The organism is Legionella moravica DSM 19234 (genome assembly GCF_000423305.1).
GTDB lineage: Bacteria > Pseudomonadota > Gammaproteobacteria > Legionellales > Legionellaceae > Legionella > Legionella moravica.
On the sequence record NZ_AUHS01000040.1, the window covers coordinates 1 to 17300 of the forward strand.

The window sequence follows — 17300 nt, forward strand, 5'->3', positions numbered from 1 at the left end:
CAGGTTGAACTTTCTTAATGACAAAAAAAGCGGAGTGTACATCAGGTACATGAGCATTTTTTTGGCGTTAAAAACGTTCAAGATGCGCCAAATACGGCTGTTCAAACTCGTTGCGGACGATGCCCTCCTTCAACTCCTCCGGCAAAAACCCAGCCGTCTGCGCATCCCACATGGATTTATACAGCCCATTTTGCGCGATTAATTCTTCATGCGTCCCATCTTCTACTATGACTCCTTTATCGAAAACGAGGATTCTATCCATGTTGAGAAGCGTTGATAATCTGTGCGCTACGACTATGGTTGTTTTATCTTCACAGAGAGGCTTTAGGGATTCTTGAATGTATTCTTCGGTTAGTGAATCGAGTTGGGATGTTGCTTCGTCGAGAACGAGGATTGATGTTTGGTGGAGGAATGCTCTTGCTATGGCTATTCTTTGTCTTTGCCCTCCGGATAGTTTGGTGCCTCTTTCTCCTACCATGGTATCGAAGCCTTTGGATAAATTTTGAATAAAATCAATGCAATTGGCCATATATGAGGCGGTAAATACGTCTTCTTGTGAAGATTCCTCTTTTCCGTATTTGATGTTTTCGAGTAGGGTGCGATGAAATAAATGAGTATCTTGCGGGATCATACTGATTGCTTTTCTAAGGGAATATTGAGTGACTTGGCTGATGTCTTGGTCATCGATCAGTATTGTTCCGCTTTGTATGTCGAAATAACGCAGCAATAAATTAATAAACGTCGTTTTACCGCTACCTGAATAACCGACCAGCCCTACCTTTTGTTTTGCTGGAATGACCAGTGATTTGTTATTAAATAGTTTGAGACCCTCTTTATGATGAAAGGTAACCTGTTCAAAGCGAATTTCCCCTTGGGTAATTTTTAATTCTTTTGCGTCGGGCTTATCCTTTACTTCTATGGGTAATGATAAAAGAGCCAAGGCCTGCTTCACGATTCCGATTTCAATAAAGAGATCGGATAAGGCATTACTCAGATTCCACATTTGATTCATGATGGCAAATGAGGTGGTGAAGATAAAAACCAAATCGCCTGTACTGATTAATTGTTTTTGCCAAAAAGTGACTACAGAATAAATCATGAGAACGAGCATGATACTTACTGGTATATCAACCAGAAGCCGAAATAAATTGATGAACAAGACCAGTCGCTTATTACTATGAATTTCCTTATTTTGAGTATTCCAGATGTACTTTTTTTCGTATTCATTTTGGGCAAATAATTTCACCGTATTGATGTTGCTTAAAGAGTCTACAATTTTGCCATTCAATTCACTTTTATCTTCAGAATTGTGCTTGGCTAGTTTATTTATATGCTTCGCGGAATACAAACTGATTATGAGTTGGACCATTATCCAGGTTAACAGGATTAATGCGAACCATGTATTGATGGTTAACATAAAAATCATTGAAACGATTATTGCTGCAAAGGTAGTCAGAACATTCCAGGAAATAATTTTACGAATCGCTTCTATTGAACGCGGCAAATCGCTGATTTTGTTGGCCAGATTACCTGCTAGCTGATTTGAAAAAAAATGATGCGAGTGCTGGATTAAATAGCCATATACTGTCATACGGATATTGGCTTGTAATCTCGGCACAATATAAGCCTGCCACCAATTCTGTAATCGCAAAATCAGCACGAAACCGAACCAGGCTCCTCCTCCTAACCACAATGCTGGAGCAATTTCCTGAAAAATGGTTGCTCGACCCCCTTGATGATTCGAGATCCCATCAACGATCATTTTCAGGGAATAAGGAATTACATTACTTTCCAATATCATGGCTACAGGCGCTATAAAAAAGAGCAAGTAAGTCCAGGGGCTTTGTTTTATGAAGTGCCAAACAAAGTGATGAATCTTATTAGGTAATTGGTGTAAGTCAGACATATTCACATCCTTGTAAAAAATCTGGTACCTCTACACATACCATATCAAAGGCTGGCTGAAAGAGTAAGCTTTTTCCCTTCAACAATGGCATAAAGAATCATAAATCGACACAAAAAACATCAATTGTACTATTATTATTCTATATGGATTATTTACACCTTCACATAGTATTGGGAATAGATCTATGTTCGTAATAAGGCAACTGATGATTCTGACTCTTCTAATGATACCCCTACGAAGCGATGCAGATAATTTAACAAATCCTTATATGTTCCCTGTAAAAATTAACATGCAGGAGTGCATTAATGCCAATATGAACGATTGTCTTAAATCCATATGCATGGCTTCTCCTGCGTCATGTCGAACGCAATGTACACTAAACTCAGCTGATAAATGCAAAAAAATGGCAAATCAGACGATTTATCAAGACTAAGGCAAGCATAACCATAATATAGAGATGCATGAAGCCAGACCTATAAACCAGACCGTTGATCGCAAAGAAGCTAAATCCATTAAATACAGAATGTTATAAATAACCCGGGAAATGACATAGACTACAGCTAAAATTTGAATGCCTGAAGTCACATGATTGGTAGCAAGAGCGGTCAGGGCGGCTGTTGAGAATACCGCTAAAGATTCAAAACAATTTTGATGGGCTGCCAATGCTCTGGCGCCAAAACCTTCCAGTTTCGCCTGCTGCTCTCGAGGATAATTATTATCATAACCTCCCGCTTTTTGCATCGCATAACCAACAGGGATTTTAGCCAAATAAGGCAGAATAACGGCAATAATCAAGCAAACAATCAAGGTAGTCATAATGGTCTTCTTCCTGAACAATAAGGGATAACCCAAAAACGAACATCATAACGATTTTAAGGTTCTTGTTCAATTTATCAAATATGGCCTAGAATAAAGAAAAAACGAAACGCCTGAATTGTTTTAATTGTGTACTATTCAGATTATCAGGGATTGATGGAGAACAAAAGTGAATGAGATTAGCCGAGGTGCGATCAGGGTCAAGGGGTTTCAGGATGCTGAAATGGATTTTCAACTCATCCGACAATTAGGAGCCAGCACATACAGAGCATCATCTGTTGGTGAATGCCTGACTATAGCTCATCAGATACCGGATGGAACTCCCGAGGACTGGGTAAAGGAATTTGAGCGTCTGGCAGAGTGGCAAAAAAAAGATGGGATGGAACGGTTAGTAAAAAATCATATCATCAGTGGCAGAGAGCAACTGTTTAAAGCTTCCAACTCATACCGTGCAGCAGAATATTATTCTCCATGCTCATCAGAACATCACCGACGTTTGGGATTGAACTCAGCAGATTGTTTTTGTACCGCAATCTCCAATATGGATCTTCATTTTGAAAATCATTCCATTCCCTATAAAGGGATTAATCTTCCCGCGTATTTCATTTCTCCGGATAACGATGGCGTAAAACGACATACCCTGATGATAGTCAGTGGATTTGATGGAACTTTGGAAGAAGAATTCTTAATGCGTGGTTTGGCGGCTGTAGAGCGAGGGTACAACGTCATTCATTTTGCCGGACCAGGTCAAATGGATGTTTTTAGAAAATACCCGGCGACCTTTTTTGAGCCTGATTATGAGCAGGTAGTGAAACGAGTTATTGATTATTTTGAATCGCGTCACGAAATTAATAGAAACACCCTGGCGTTGATGGGTATTAGCTTTGGTGGTTATTTTGCTACGCGTGCGGCCAGCCATGAACCCCGAATTAAAGCCCTTATTGCCAATTCGCCTATTCTTGATTTGCATGCCTATATGTGTTCTTTTGTTACGATGGATCCGTGCAAAATGCCAGATTCAGATGATTTTGGCATCGATGATCTTCAAGCTATTCCCAATGAAGTAATGCCTCAGCAACTTAAAGCACAATCAGAACAACTCATCAGACGATTTGGACAAAAAACGTTTAAACAAACCTTTGACTATTTGAAACAATTTACCGTAGGAGATTCATTAACTCAGCTCAGTATTCCTTGTCTGGCTCTATTAGGAAAGAGTGAAGGGAATGAACCAGAACGGCAATTTAAGGAGTTTTGTGCCCTGACTGAGGCCGCTCAACATGTGTTCAGCGATTTTGAAGGGGCAGGCGGTCATTGTCAGGTTGGAAATATCTCATACGCCAATGCAGTAGTTTATGATTGGCTTGATGATTTCGTATAAGACCCTCATCAGCTCTATACGAGTAATCGAGTTCGTTTGCTCCTGCTTCAACACGAGGATCTCTTCTGCTATGATGATTTTACTGAACCAGGCTCCGCCTTTTCTCAGTTCATAGAACCTGAAATCAACTATTGAATCGTGGTAAGAGGCAGGCATAGAATCAATTCAACAGACGAATTCAGGTTAAAACTAAAGGAATTAGTACCATGATACCCGAAGAGATAAAGAAAAAACCCAAAGGCCATATCGTTTTGTCTTCACATCCTGCAGGGCATACCGCTGCACCATTAAAAATCAGATGGGGTGAGGCCAACCCTAAAGAAAGAGGGCCCGTAGTCGCCTCATTGACCAATATTAAAAACAGAAACGTCATAGGAACTCATTCAGGATCTTATTCTGTATACCGAGCACTTGCTGTCGCCGCGGGAGTTCTCGATCCGGAACACGTACCCGATCTAACCGATACCACTCCACCAGTAACAATAGGGCCACATAAACAATGGAGTGAACCGGGAAAAATTATCTCACTTGACCCCTGGGGCCATATGGTGGCTACCGTATTTGAGGATGAAATTAAAGCAGGTTACGACATTAGGCCTACTATTGCAGTAACCAAGGCCCATATCAACATCCCGGAATTACACACCGCAATTCAAAAAGGCCGGCTAAAACCTGATGGCAAGATATTAAGCGAATCCGGTGATGTAGTGGTAACAAAAGCGGCGGTAGAACCAGTCTGGTATTTGCCTGGTATTGCCGAACGCTTCCAGATTTCAGAATCATTATTACGCCGAACCTTATTCGAGCAAACTGCGGGTATGTTCCCGGAATTAATCACACGCAGTGATCTGGATGTCTTCCTTCCTCCAATTGGTGGTTTAACGGCTTATTTTTTTGGGGATGTAACCACAATTCATGATCCCAAAATTGAATTAACCTGCCGTATTCATGATGAATGTAATGGTTCCGATGTGTTCGGATCAGACATATGCACTTGCAGACCCTATCTGACTCATGGTATCGAATTATGCATCGAATCGGCCCAAAGAGGTGGTGCAGGACTTATTGTATATAATCGCAAAGAAGGAAGAGCCTTGGGCGAGGTCACCAAGTTTCTGGTGTATAACGCGCGCAAACGACAAAAAGGCGGAGATACGGCAGCCAAATATTTTGAACGGACTGAATGCGTCGCAGGTGCACAGGACATGCGTTTTCAGGAGTTAATGTCTGATTTTATTCATTGGTTGGGAATCACTAAAATTCACCGCTTTGTGTCCATGTCCAACATGAAATATGAAGCATTGAATAAAGCAGGAATAGACATTGTTGAACGGATTAAAATACCCAATGATCTCATTCCACCAGATGCCAATGTTGAAATGGATGCCAAACGAGCAGCAGGCTACTACTCGCCTGACGGCATTATTGATATTAATGAATTAGCTCTTCCTAAGGGGCGCAGTCTTCATGAATAGCGAAGCACAACAAATAGATAACATTCTGGAAACATTGAGCGATCCTGCAACGATTCGAATTCAGGCTCATCGTCTGCTGGTTTTGGCAAAACAGGATCAACTGGATTTTTTTACTGTAAATCCTGAAAAAATGATGCCCACCGCGTCCTATATCATTGATGTGATAATGCAGAATTACCCAGATTTACAAGTGCCCTATCACAGCAGATGGCGCCATTTTGAAGCCGGAGGTACAGACCGAATTAGTGCTCTGCTCAACCAGCTAAGTCATCTTCCTTCGGATGAACTTGGAAAAATACTCTTTGAGCTGGTCATAATCAGTGTTTTTCTGGATGCTGGCGCTGGTCCGTTATGGCGCTATAAAGAGAAATTGACCGATGAAGAATACACCCGTTCCGAAGGTCTTGCCCTGGCGAGTTTATCCCTTTATCAAAGTGGCGTGTTCAGCAATCACCCAGAAACACCCTATCGTATCGATGCAGACCGTTTAATCGCATTTAAAGAACAGGATTTACTGGATTGTTTTCAAGTATCAGCAAATAATCCGCTTGAGGGTGTTTCAGGAAGAGTGGCATTACTCAACAGACTAGGAACACTATTAAAAGAAAATCCCAGATATTTTGATAAATACGGCAGGCTTGGTGATTTTTACCTGCATGTCAATTCATTAAAAACATCACAGAACGTTTCTGCAAAAATTCTTTTTCAAGCCGTACTAAATGCCTTTAAGGATGTTTGGCCCATCAGATTATCATTCCATGGTATTTCTCTGGGTGATGTTTGGAGACATAAGGCATTAAAGTCGAATGAACCCGGTTCTGAATACATCCCCTTCCATAAATTATCTCAATGGCTAACCTATTCACTGATTGAACCGCTGGAACATGCCGGTATCCAGGTAACCGATTTAGAGTCACTTACTGGTTTGCCTGAGTACAGAAATGGGGGCTTACTCATTGACTCAGAGCTTCTGAATGTTAAAAATAAAGAGTTACTAACAAAGCCACAAGATCCCGGCTCAGAGGCCATTGTCGAATGGAGGGCTTTGACCGTAGCTCTGTTGGATGAACTGGCTGACCTGATCAGAAAGCAATTACATCTGGATGTTCATGCTCTGCCTCTGGCAAAAATTCTTCAGGGAGGCACCTGGGAGGCTGGTCGACGTATTGCTAAAGAAAAACGAATTCATGGGACCCCCCCCATACAAATAATCAGTGATGGCACCGTTTTTTAATAAGGAATTTTCATGGACACAAAAAAAATAGTTGTAATCAATCACCCTTTGGTTCAACACAAGCTCACGATTATGCGAAAATCAGAGACCAGCACCGTCAAGTTTCGCACTCTAATGCATGAAATCAGCATGCTTCTGGCGTATGAAGTAACTCGCGATCTGGAAATTGAATATGAGGAAATAACCACCCCGATTACAACGATGCAATCCCCGGTTTTAAAAGGGAAGAAAATGGTGTTTGTATCCATATTACGTGCCGGAAATGGTCTTCTGGATGGTATGTTACAACTTGTGCCTACAGCGCGAATTGGACATATTGGTCTTTATAGAGATCCTAAAACGCTTGAACCTATTGAATACTATTTTAAACTCCCGGAACACACTCAGGATCGTGACGTTATTGTCGTGGATCCCATGCTTGCCACTGGAAATTCTGCCATTGCTGCAGTGCGAGAAATTAAGGCCATCAATCCAAAATCCATAAAATTCCTTTGCTTGCTTGCGTCTCCGGAAGGACTCTCGTCATTCCATGAGGAGCACCCTGATGTTCCTGTATTTACGGCATCTATAGATAAACAATTAAATGAAAAAGGATATATAGTACCTGGTCTAGGTGATGCCGGTGACAGGCTCTATGGAACCAAGCTTTCTGACTAGAGTCTGTTGATAATGGTTCCATCACCTCTAATTGGTGCGGCTTGTTCTTAAGGGATCCGCACTGATTATAAACGCACATTCATTAATAATCTTAATTTGCTATTACTATAAGGTTGTCTTCCCCGCGAAAGCGGGAAGCCACCCTGATAAAATAATCGTACCGATGCATCTATCTGAATGCTCTTCCCTGGCTGTTTCAAAAGAGAACCCGTTTATACGCTGTATGTAATAACTCGATACAGGAGCTAACTATGTCAGATTTGGATTCCAGAGAAGTCAGCATAATCAATGCAATTCAGCGCAATTACCAACACCAGCTTCACAATCAAATGCTCACACATTACGGTGTCTATTTAGATCAATCAGAATATCCTGAAAAAATTTATTCATGGATAGAAATAATAGGAGAAACGCGTTTATTAGCGGAACATTATCTGGATACTCTCATTCATCAACAAACCCCTTCCACAACTGCATCATTAATCAATGAATCTTCAGGTTTCTGGTTTTACATCAATAAAGCCAAACTCATCATTCCAGAGTCTATCAGGAACTTTGTTTCTGATTTAAGTTTTGAGACGAACGATTACACCTTGTTTAACTCAGTTACCTCTGAATTATTTTCCTTATCTCTGGGTAACTCCATTACGGAGGTTTTATTCGACTATTTCAAAACTCAATTTAGCGGCAATCAACAGGAGGCTCAAAAACAATTTACCAACATCCTGGAACAACAAAAGGAATTATCCGAATTAATCAAATACGAATGCAAACACATTTCGGTTGAACTCATTAAACTGTTTCATTTCAGAGAAATGCTGCTTCTGGGAAAAATCAGTCGAGCAACCATGGAACCAGATGTGCGTGCCGAATTTATCCGAAGAGCACGTCTTAAAGATAAATCACCCGATACAATTAATTTTGCGATTGAATTCTATTTTGCCCAAGAGCTGAGCACCATATTTAATAAGGGATTTCAATCGCTTTATCAGGTTCATGATAGTGAAATACGATCAGAGCTTCAATCACCGTTCATTAAATGGATTAATCAACTATCCGAATCGGATAAAGTCAGACACGCTTTTACACAAGAAATTCAATTAAAGTTCATGATCATTTCTCGAGATTTTTTACTGGAGCAGATGAATCAACTGGGTTTTCTGGCAAAGCATGCTCTCGTTTTTTCTCTAATAACCGGACTAATCGTTGCTACTGTTCTTGCAATAACCATCACACTAACCCTTGGAGCAGCATTTTTATGGAGCATAGGTGCTCTGACTTCAGTAGGATTTCTGTTTGCCAGTATAGGCGCCTATTTTCTAATCAATTCTCTTGATTTCATTACTTATAAACGTAACTCGGATAACAGGAATCAGATTCATCGCGCAATCAGCATGATCAATAATGAATACTTGCGTTTAAAAAAAGAATTAATTCAAAGCAAGGAAACCTCCGCTGAAGTGATTGAGCGTACACGTGATTTCAAACACATCAATCAAAAATTTCTCTACGCTTTCGAGGGGCATAAAGTCGCAAGAGGATCAGTTTCTGGCTGGTTGAGAGAATATGCTTCGCGTTACCGACACAGTAAAGCCGTGGAAATCGATCTGGGGCATGAATACAAGGAATTAATTATTCAGAGTAAAAAACAAACAGAACATCTGATTCACTCAATCAATAACAAGGAATCCCGTGTATTGAATCACTGGATTGCAGGAACCCAATCGTATTTAAGCAAAATCCAGCATGCTGATGTCATTAAAGAATTTGAATTAATTCAAAAAATCAAAGAACAAGTATTAGAAGTCATAGGCCTTACTTACTATTCTCCTCCCAAATTGCTTGATTTCTATTGCGCTCCTTTATCCCAAGGGGGCTTGGGGGGAAATGAATCGGATTTTTCCCACATCAGACGATTCGCCCCAATCAAAGCAAACCCGAACGAATACGCAAATCCTTATGATTATTTATGCTCTACTGCCCTTAATTTATTTAAAAAATACGAACCACGTAACACCTCAGAGCTTATATTTTCAGGTGATCCTGAATACCGTCAAATGTTAGGGATTTCTCGCGGTGATTATGGGATCTCGATAACTGCCGATAACATCGATGCCTATCTAAATAATTCCTATGCCTTTTTACTGTCCTTATGCAATAAAATATCTCCAGGCTTAGGACTTGATCCCTTACAACAATCCGCCCGGGTCAAAGATGAATTTATCCTCTATCGAATGTTATTATTAAAGCAGCTGTCTACTCTTTGCCTGGCTGAAAATAAGGAAGTGAATACCGAAATCAAATTGAAAATAAAACGATTTATTAAAAATCGATTCCATCTCGATCCTGATGTTATCTTTGATGACCTTACCAATCAACGCTTCTTATTGAATAAAGAAGTGCAAAATTCTCGAACCTACAAAAACAGCGATCTCTTTTCGGTTACAGACCTTGAGCTGGAAAATATTACTCAGGCAATCACCCTTGATGTGGCCTATAACTCCAATAATTTCAAATTAATCGATATTTTGGATTATTACCTTGATGATTTTTTACACAACAATAGTGATCGCCCCGCTAAAATATTCGCTTACGGTGATACTGAACACGAATTGAATCCACAAGGAACGAAGCAATTTTCTAAAATGATGTCCCAATACTGCACTAATACCAGTGCTTTTTTAAATCACTCTCTGAATAATAAAGCATTAACAGCAACTCATATTCTGGAATGTTATCAATACAATATTACGCTTCAGGTGTATAAAACCCAATTACGCATTATTAAATGCATCAAAGATTTAAATAAGCCCAACGCTCATTCGGATAATACAGAACAACAAATGAGGTTTCTTCTCAGTACATTCAACCAATTGCATCAATTCGCCAAAGCTCATTGTTGCAAACTAAAAAGCAGTTCACCTTGTACTAAATTGTTTGATCTTGTGTGGAGCAAATTCAATAATCCAGGAAAATCAAACGGCTGGATTAAGCATCTGGATTCAGAGGAAGCGCTCAACTATATGATTCATTCCCTACCGGAACAAGTGCAGCTTTCTGCTCCCAAGACCACTATACCCAAGGGTTTTTTTAGCCAGCAAAGTACCAATAAATGCACCATAAACGATCACCCTGCTGAGGTTTTAGCGATAAAATAACCTGATTCAGTTGGATAAAACGCATACCCCGTATTCGGCTAGCTGCCGTAATACGGGATAATTAGGCATTCAATGAACTCCATCAATCAACGCACTTTACGGCTTGGCATCGAGTCGTGATGATTTGGCTCTTCTGAAACACTGATTTGTGTACCCAGGTTACCACCAAAAAAGCCGGGGCGTGCGGGGCGTTTTGCGACAAAATCTTCCATATGAGTTACCACATCCACTGGGCAATCCTGTTCTTTAACATGCTCGTTACCTAAGGGAGCGAGCATATTCACTCTTCTGGAAAAATCAAAAGCGGTATCATTAAAATCGCTACTGTCTGGATTTTGGGAAGCCAGTTTAAAATAATGACTGTTAGTCATCCAGTTAAATGCTGATTTGACTCCATTAAAGGTGGTATACCATGCTGATTTCAAACTGTGCAGCAAATCCCGGCATCCCTTTATGAACCCGTGGGTTATTTCAGACACGTTAGTGCTCCACCAGATTGGACGTAAAATATGTGATTTTACGCGTTGTAAAACAGCCACTATATGTTTATTCGCATCTGCGCTTACTTCACCGCCAGCACTTAAACCTTGAGTGATACCGTGGATGTAAAATCCTTTTCTGGAGAATCCGCTTAACACAGAATAATCAGAGGATATCTGCATACCCGCTAACTGGTTCGATATTTTAGATCGAAGTTTAGGTTGCTCCCTTGTTCCAATAGAACCTTTTCTGTCCTGATCGTTGTAATAACAGTGACAATCCAATACTTCTTCGATAAGGTCTGTAATGGTATCGAGCATTTGTTTAGCCGGTAATTGTTCAAAATCGAAATCAGAACTCTCTTCAGGTATCGTCATAAACTCCTTGGTGAGAGCCACTCTGTTCTGATTTCTGATTAAAGAGAGGAATCGCAAATACTGCTTTGCGTCCTCAGCCGGATGTTGTCGCTTAAAGGCATTAAAAATGACCGTTAAATCCGCTTCATTTAAAAATCCTGTAATGCTATCAATAACCTTGATAAATCTAGGATGAAATAAAATAGGAGACATGGTATCCATTATCAATCCTGGCGTCTCATTTTTATTCAATTTCTGGCCTACATGCTCCACAATATCCTGAACAAAGAGCTGGAATTTATTGATCCGGATATCTAGCGGTTCTATCTGCTGCAATCCTGGGTTTATGGATTTTATGCATGTTAATAATGTCTCTTTAGTCAAAGACTCAATTCCATATGGAATAACCTGTACCGCCAAAGCATTAATACCCTCCTCCGTACTCAGGGAAGCCATTAATAACTCGTAGTCCTGGGGATTAAACGAGTTCTTTGATAAATCAAGGAACTGATCACTTTTTAATACCGATCTTAAAGTCATTTTAACCCAATCTTTCTGCAACAGCTTCGTAGAAATTTGAGCGTGACGCGCTGGGTTGTGGATATCAGCCTCCACTAAGTGACTAATCTCAGGAACCAATTGATTAATTATATTTAACGCATTGCTCTTAATTGACTCGTCATCTCCGACCAATAAATTATCGAGTTTCTTCTGATTTTGAACCATCACGTCAAAGAACCTTTTGGAGTTTTGCTCTACGGCAAGAAACTGTTCTTTTTTAGCATCATCTTTAATAAATTGTGCTAACAAAGGAAGTAAATGCCTCAAGCCTATCTGCACAAATTGTTCCTGAAGCTCTTTAGAAATATTATTCAAGGGATTAAGGGTCAAATCACTCACTATAACATTGAGCTCTGATACTGCCAGTTCACCCGCCTGTATTGAAGATTGATAATTCGCTTTTAAATGTTTATTAAACAACTTCAGCATCTCTTCTGGTGTGGGTATCCCCTGCTGGCCACCAATCTGCCGATCAATTAATTCCCTGGCCACCAGAATCATCACAGGATAATTTTGCTGCACATCACGCTTTAAATTCATCCACTGATCAAAGGGCAACAGCAAAGCAATCGCATCAAGGAATTCATCACTGCTCAAGAAATCCGCAACAGGTCGGTCATACAGATATTGCTCATTAAGACTCCAGGAGGATGGCGCCATCAATTTACCCAACATCAAACGGCTTACGCTTGTTGTGCCAATTTTATGAAGCTCATTACTGACCAATTCAGTAGTGTGCTCCATTTCATCATTCACATTAATTGGTTCAGGCAACGGTTCATCGATTAAATTGGAAAAAATCAGATGAGCCAACTGGCTAGTATTACTTGAGTTCAGAGTCTTTAACTCCTGAAAATGCTCATTAAGACATGTTATTAACCTGGCTTTATTCGATGCTTTGGCCAGCAGTTCTTCACGAAACTCCAATGGATAATGATTGACTAATAAGGGAAGTAGCTTGTTCATGATCACTGCAGTGAGTTTATCAACCACTTCGCCATCAAGACTTTGGAACAACTGACTTTGTATCTGCTCTTGCAATGCATCAATCTCGTGTTTCAGACTTGTAACGACCTGATCGACAGGCTTAATTTTTTGTTTCTTGAAAAAGGGGCTGAATTCATTAAAAATGAACTCAGGAGATAGTTCGGCACGATTTTGAATAAATTGAGTCATCAAATGCTGTGCAAATACCCTGGCATTTTTGCTTTTACTTAAAACATCCATCACTAAACGCGTGTCAGCATAAGTTAAAAACGCAGAAAGATATTTTGCAAGATCGTTTTGTAGAAAAAGAGCCAATTGATTGGTAAAACTAACTTGAAGCTTGGGATCCGCGGCTAAAATAGCGTCAGGCGTACCATTGAACAATGATACTAATCCTTCCATTTTCTTAGGATAATGCACTATATCACTTGCTTGTAAATCACCAAGCCCAGGAATCTGTTGTAAAAAAGTCAGCACAGTTGATTCAAGATGAGAGGAATTATTACCGATTAGTGAATCAAGTAAGGGCAAATGCGCATGTAAATAGTTTAGACTATCAGGACATGTGGATAACGCCTGTGCTACTTTAGCTTTCTTTGCATCAATAACCATATTCATCAACACAGGTTCCAACAACTGCTTTTGGTAAACGCGATACTTGGTAACATCCTCTATATTCAAAAATTTGACGATATTTTTATTAATATGCGTGGTTATTCCTTGTGATTTTTTACTCATCCATTTTTTAAACTCAAGCGCAGTGGACATATTGCCTATAATTTTTTTAAAACTGGTTCCATTCAGAATTTTTATGTACACATCATCAGGATGTTTGGGATCCCCAGGATCCGATTTTGGTGTTCTATGACCAAACCATGAATGATAAAAAATTTGAAACGCGACAGGAATCCGCTTCACTGTATAATAAATTTCAGCAATAAAATTCAATGTATGGCTTAAAGCACGCAGGAATATCGAGATGCGATAAGGTTGCTTAATATGAGCTATTTCTTTATCAAGTCCTTGCATCGCATAACGAACTACATCGGTCAATTGCGCTCGACTCAATTTGATCTGATGGCTGTTTTTATTATTGATATCGCGCAGCGCATGAGCAATGAATTTTAATACCTGACGCTTTAACCGATCAGGATTAATCGTTTCATCGTCATCCAGATTTGCGTAGACCCAATCAATGATTTGTTGGCTTACTTTAGTGCCCAAAACCTGAATGTATTGATTGTTGTAGTCTTTTTGTGCTTTAAATAATTCAGGGTAATAATCATTTTTTTGCAGATTTCTCAGCTTAAAAACAGTTTTTTGACCCCGTCCCAAACTGTGTATGTAAGAAGGTACTATAGTAGAATCCAATCCTCTATTACGGCCTATGCCCTGAATTTGAGTATCCGGGCTATTCGTACTGCTTAAGGTATCTTCTGCAATGTTGATGACAGTATGCAAATTTCTGTCACTAAATCCTTCCGTTTTTTTATTACTGACATAGACACCGACAAAACCCAGGCGAAAATAATTATCAGCAACTTCTTCCGATATATTTAAATAAGAGGGCACAAATACTGACTCAGTAGAGGTATCGTTTAAAATTTCCAAGGAAGTATGTTTGCGTTTCTTGGCATCTTTATTCAGAACTCCATTATGATCATACAAAGAATAAACACACCGCTGTAGTCCAGCGAATGGTTTTGATTCTGCAATGGGTGTTTCAGCATCCTTCATACCCTGCATCACCCCCATCACTAAATGATGTTCAGCAAAGTCCTCAAACGACCGTGAAAATTGCCATCGATTTCTTTTAATTTTATCAATTAAATGATTGTATAAAGGCCAGTTATCAATGAAATCAGTTAAATCCTTATTATTTACAGAGAGGCTGCGGTCAAATTTTTTGTTGATCATGAGCTGCAGCACATCAGACAATTCAGCCAATAAACTGCCTATAACTCGAGCACCATCCGGGTCTATTTCTTTCTCGAGTTTCTGTTGGTAATACAATGCGGTTCGTGGTTGAAAACGACTGACAACCAATTGCTGAAAATCGTTCATATTCAACTTGCGCAAACGATTATGTTCTATTTCATCAAGTCCGGTAATATCAGTGAGCACGTACTCAATCAAGTTATGAAAAATTGTATTTTTAATTTGTTGTGCCAAGGATGGGTTGCCCTGAGCGATGCTAACCTGCCATTCATCAGGTTTTAACGAAGCGTGGTATTCTCTCCTCTTATCCTCCAGATCCTTTTGAATCACTGAAACTTCCGCGTCGGGTAAATGAAAAAAATTAGCAACATCTGAACGATCAACCAAATTACCATTGCGATAAACGTCTCGTCTGAAGTACGAATTATTTTGCAGCGAATTACATAAATTCACTAATGTTTCATTGTCATCAACGATACAAAGCATTTTGCGCGCAGCCGGAACCTGCATTCTCCAACGAGCAGAGGACTCATCTTCTTTATCAAAATGGTAATAAAGCAAATCATCAACCAGAGAAACAGCCGCTGAACTTTGCTCAGGCTGGATGGCATTGGTTAAACGCAATAATAAGCCATTAAACATATTGTTCCAGAACTCAGCCGTCCAAAATTGATAAGTTTTTAATTTATTTCTATCTGTAATATTTCGCGCCTGAAAAGAAACCAGTTTAGGAAACTGCCCTTGACCTGCTTCCATCTTTTGTCCACTCGACATAATCGCTACTGGTTTATTACCGGAAAGTTTATAAGTCTCCTGATTGGGAGTGGCGGTTAGAAACATGGACAGCTTTTTTTGCGACAGCTCAATCAGCCGAATTCGGCGTCGCTCGGCTTTCATAATTAAATGCTGTTCATCAAATGCTAAAAAAGTATGCTCTGAATCGGCCCCATCGAGATCGTGGTAATGTCGATCAAGAAGATACTCACTGGAGCCGATGATAATCGTTCCCGAAGTATTTTTGTTTTTTAGCGATTTTAAAGCCTTTTCTGCTGCAGGATTATTCTCCTTCTCGCGCAATATAAAAAGAGAATCAACAAATGAATCGGGTAACATTCGTTTTAAATCCCTGGCAAACTGATGTGCCAATCGATCAGGAACGGCAAAAACTCCATTATTACCAGACAGAGCCAAAACGAGCATCCACAAGGCCTGAACATAAGTCTTGCCAGAACCGGTTGCCAAAGCGACCAATAAGTTGCTGATCTCCGTTTCACTATCAATTTTTTCAATAATATGATGAAGAGTAACCAGATGGGTTCGGTACAAATCAATTTTCCCAATACCGCCGATCACCAACTGATTATTTATTGTGTTTGAAACGGCAGGCTCGCCACTATCATCAGGAATATGCAGGGTGAATTGTTGGCTGGATAATAAATGAAGAGCGTCCTGATCAGGATAACTGTTTATTTTTTTTACTTCTGGCATGCTCTTGGCAGCTAATGGTTTAGAAAACTCAACTTTAAAGGTATTGTCTTTTTCTGGCTTTAAAACCAGCTTGTAGTTCACGCCGTTGATCAACACGACTTGTTCGTACTGGGTTTCTTTAATGGCCTGCTGACATAACTCAAAAATACTTTTTTTACCACTCTCTGTTGTAAAGGTTCGTGATTTAAAAAAATCAAGGGCGGCATAAGCTAAATAAACTCCATGAGCAGAAGACAGGAGTTTATTCTTTTCAGCAGGATTAAGTTTCATAATGTATCTATAATTTCCCACAACAACATGCGCAAAATTATATCACAATTTCATTAAATAACACCCAACTGACTAATAGTAACGCATAAAATTACGATTCACCTCTGTACATGACAAAAAACCTGTCATGCCCGCGCAGACGGGCAACCATTTCAGGTTTGACACTGAAGTAAATGAAGATAACTCGCTGACATATGATGAAAATCATATAATCTCGATCGCTAAAAGCGAGGCTATATCAAGTGTATCAGCGAGTTGAAGGATAGTTTAAATTTGTATTATGGAACATATATCTTATCGAGCAAAACAATCCCCATTGGCTTGATTTGGGTATCGGATTATTTGGATACATGGTTGCCCGCCTGCGCGGGCATGACAGTTTTTTTTGTCATGCATAGAGACGATTCACTGAGGTATACTGTTTGAGATTCTGACTCATTACCTTTCTGCAAAAGGCTTTGCGCCTGCTCGTAATCAAAAGAGTGTTGCCAGGTAGAAATAATAATGGTTGCTATAGCATTTCCAATCATATTAATGATTGAACGTCCTTCTTATTAAAAACACCCAACAGACTAATAGTAACGCATAACATT

General features: G+C 39.7%; 9 protein-coding genes. 5 read left to right on the forward strand and 4 right to left on the reverse strand.

Going from position 1 to position 17300, the window contains the following annotated elements:
- Window positions 1-67: 67 nt before the first annotated feature.
- Both G543_RS0109710 and G543_RS0109720 read right to left on the reverse strand, forming a co-directional pair.
- A complete protein-coding gene (locus G543_RS0109710) occupies window positions 68-1906 on the reverse strand; it encodes an ABC transporter ATP-binding protein (protein WP_028384349.1) in 1839 nt (612 codons plus the stop codon).
- 429 nt (window positions 1907-2335) lie between these two features.
- A complete protein-coding gene (locus G543_RS0109720) occupies window positions 2336-2722 on the reverse strand; it encodes an MAPEG family protein (protein WP_028384351.1) in 387 nt (128 codons plus the stop codon).
- Window positions 2723-2891: 169 nt separating this feature from the next.
- Between G543_RS0109720 and G543_RS0109725 the strand changes: the two genes are divergently transcribed.
- The 5 genes from G543_RS0109725 (at window position 2892) to G543_RS17620 (ending at window position 10627) form a co-directional block, all read left to right on the forward strand.
- Entirely contained in the window at window positions 2892-4103 is a 1212-nt protein-coding gene (locus G543_RS0109725; protein WP_028384352.1) for an alpha/beta hydrolase, read from the forward strand.
- 206 nt (window positions 4104-4309) lie between these two features.
- The gene (locus G543_RS0109730; protein ID WP_028384353.1) at window positions 4310-5578 is read left to right on the forward strand and encodes a GTP cyclohydrolase II; all 1269 of its coding nucleotides are present in this window, start codon (window positions 4310-4312) and stop codon (window positions 5576-5578) included.
- Window positions 5571-6812 (forward strand): URC4/urg3 family protein, encoded by a 1242-nt coding sequence (locus tag G543_RS0109735; RefSeq protein WP_028384354.1) that lies wholly within the window; start codon window positions 5571-5573, stop codon window positions 6810-6812. The genes G543_RS0109730 and G543_RS0109735 overlap by 8 nt, the downstream gene beginning before the upstream one ends.
- 12 nt (window positions 6813-6824) lie before the next feature.
- Complete coding sequence (gene upp, locus G543_RS0109740; protein ID WP_028384355.1) at window positions 6825-7469, forward strand: uracil phosphoribosyltransferase; 645 nt, start codon at window positions 6825-6827, stop codon at window positions 7467-7469.
- Between the two features lie 251 nt (window positions 7470-7720).
- The gene (locus G543_RS17620; RefSeq protein WP_051190664.1) at window positions 7721-10627 is read left to right on the forward strand and encodes a hypothetical protein; all 2907 of its coding nucleotides are present in this window, start codon (window positions 7721-7723) and stop codon (window positions 10625-10627) included.
- Window positions 10628-10713: 86 nt separating this feature from the next.
- Here G543_RS17620 and G543_RS0109750 read toward each other — a convergent pair whose 3' ends face one another.
- On the reverse strand, window positions 10714-16707 hold the full coding sequence (locus G543_RS0109750) for a DEAD/DEAH box helicase family protein (protein WP_028384356.1): 5994 nt from the start codon (window positions 16705-16707) through the stop codon (window positions 10714-10716).
- A 338-nt stretch (window positions 16708-17045) separates the two neighbouring features.
- Window positions 17046-17237: a hypothetical protein gene (locus G543_RS0109755; protein ID WP_028384357.1), complete on the reverse strand. Its 192-nt coding sequence runs from the start codon at window positions 17235-17237 to the stop codon at window positions 17046-17048.
- Window positions 17238-17300 lie beyond the last annotated feature (63 nt).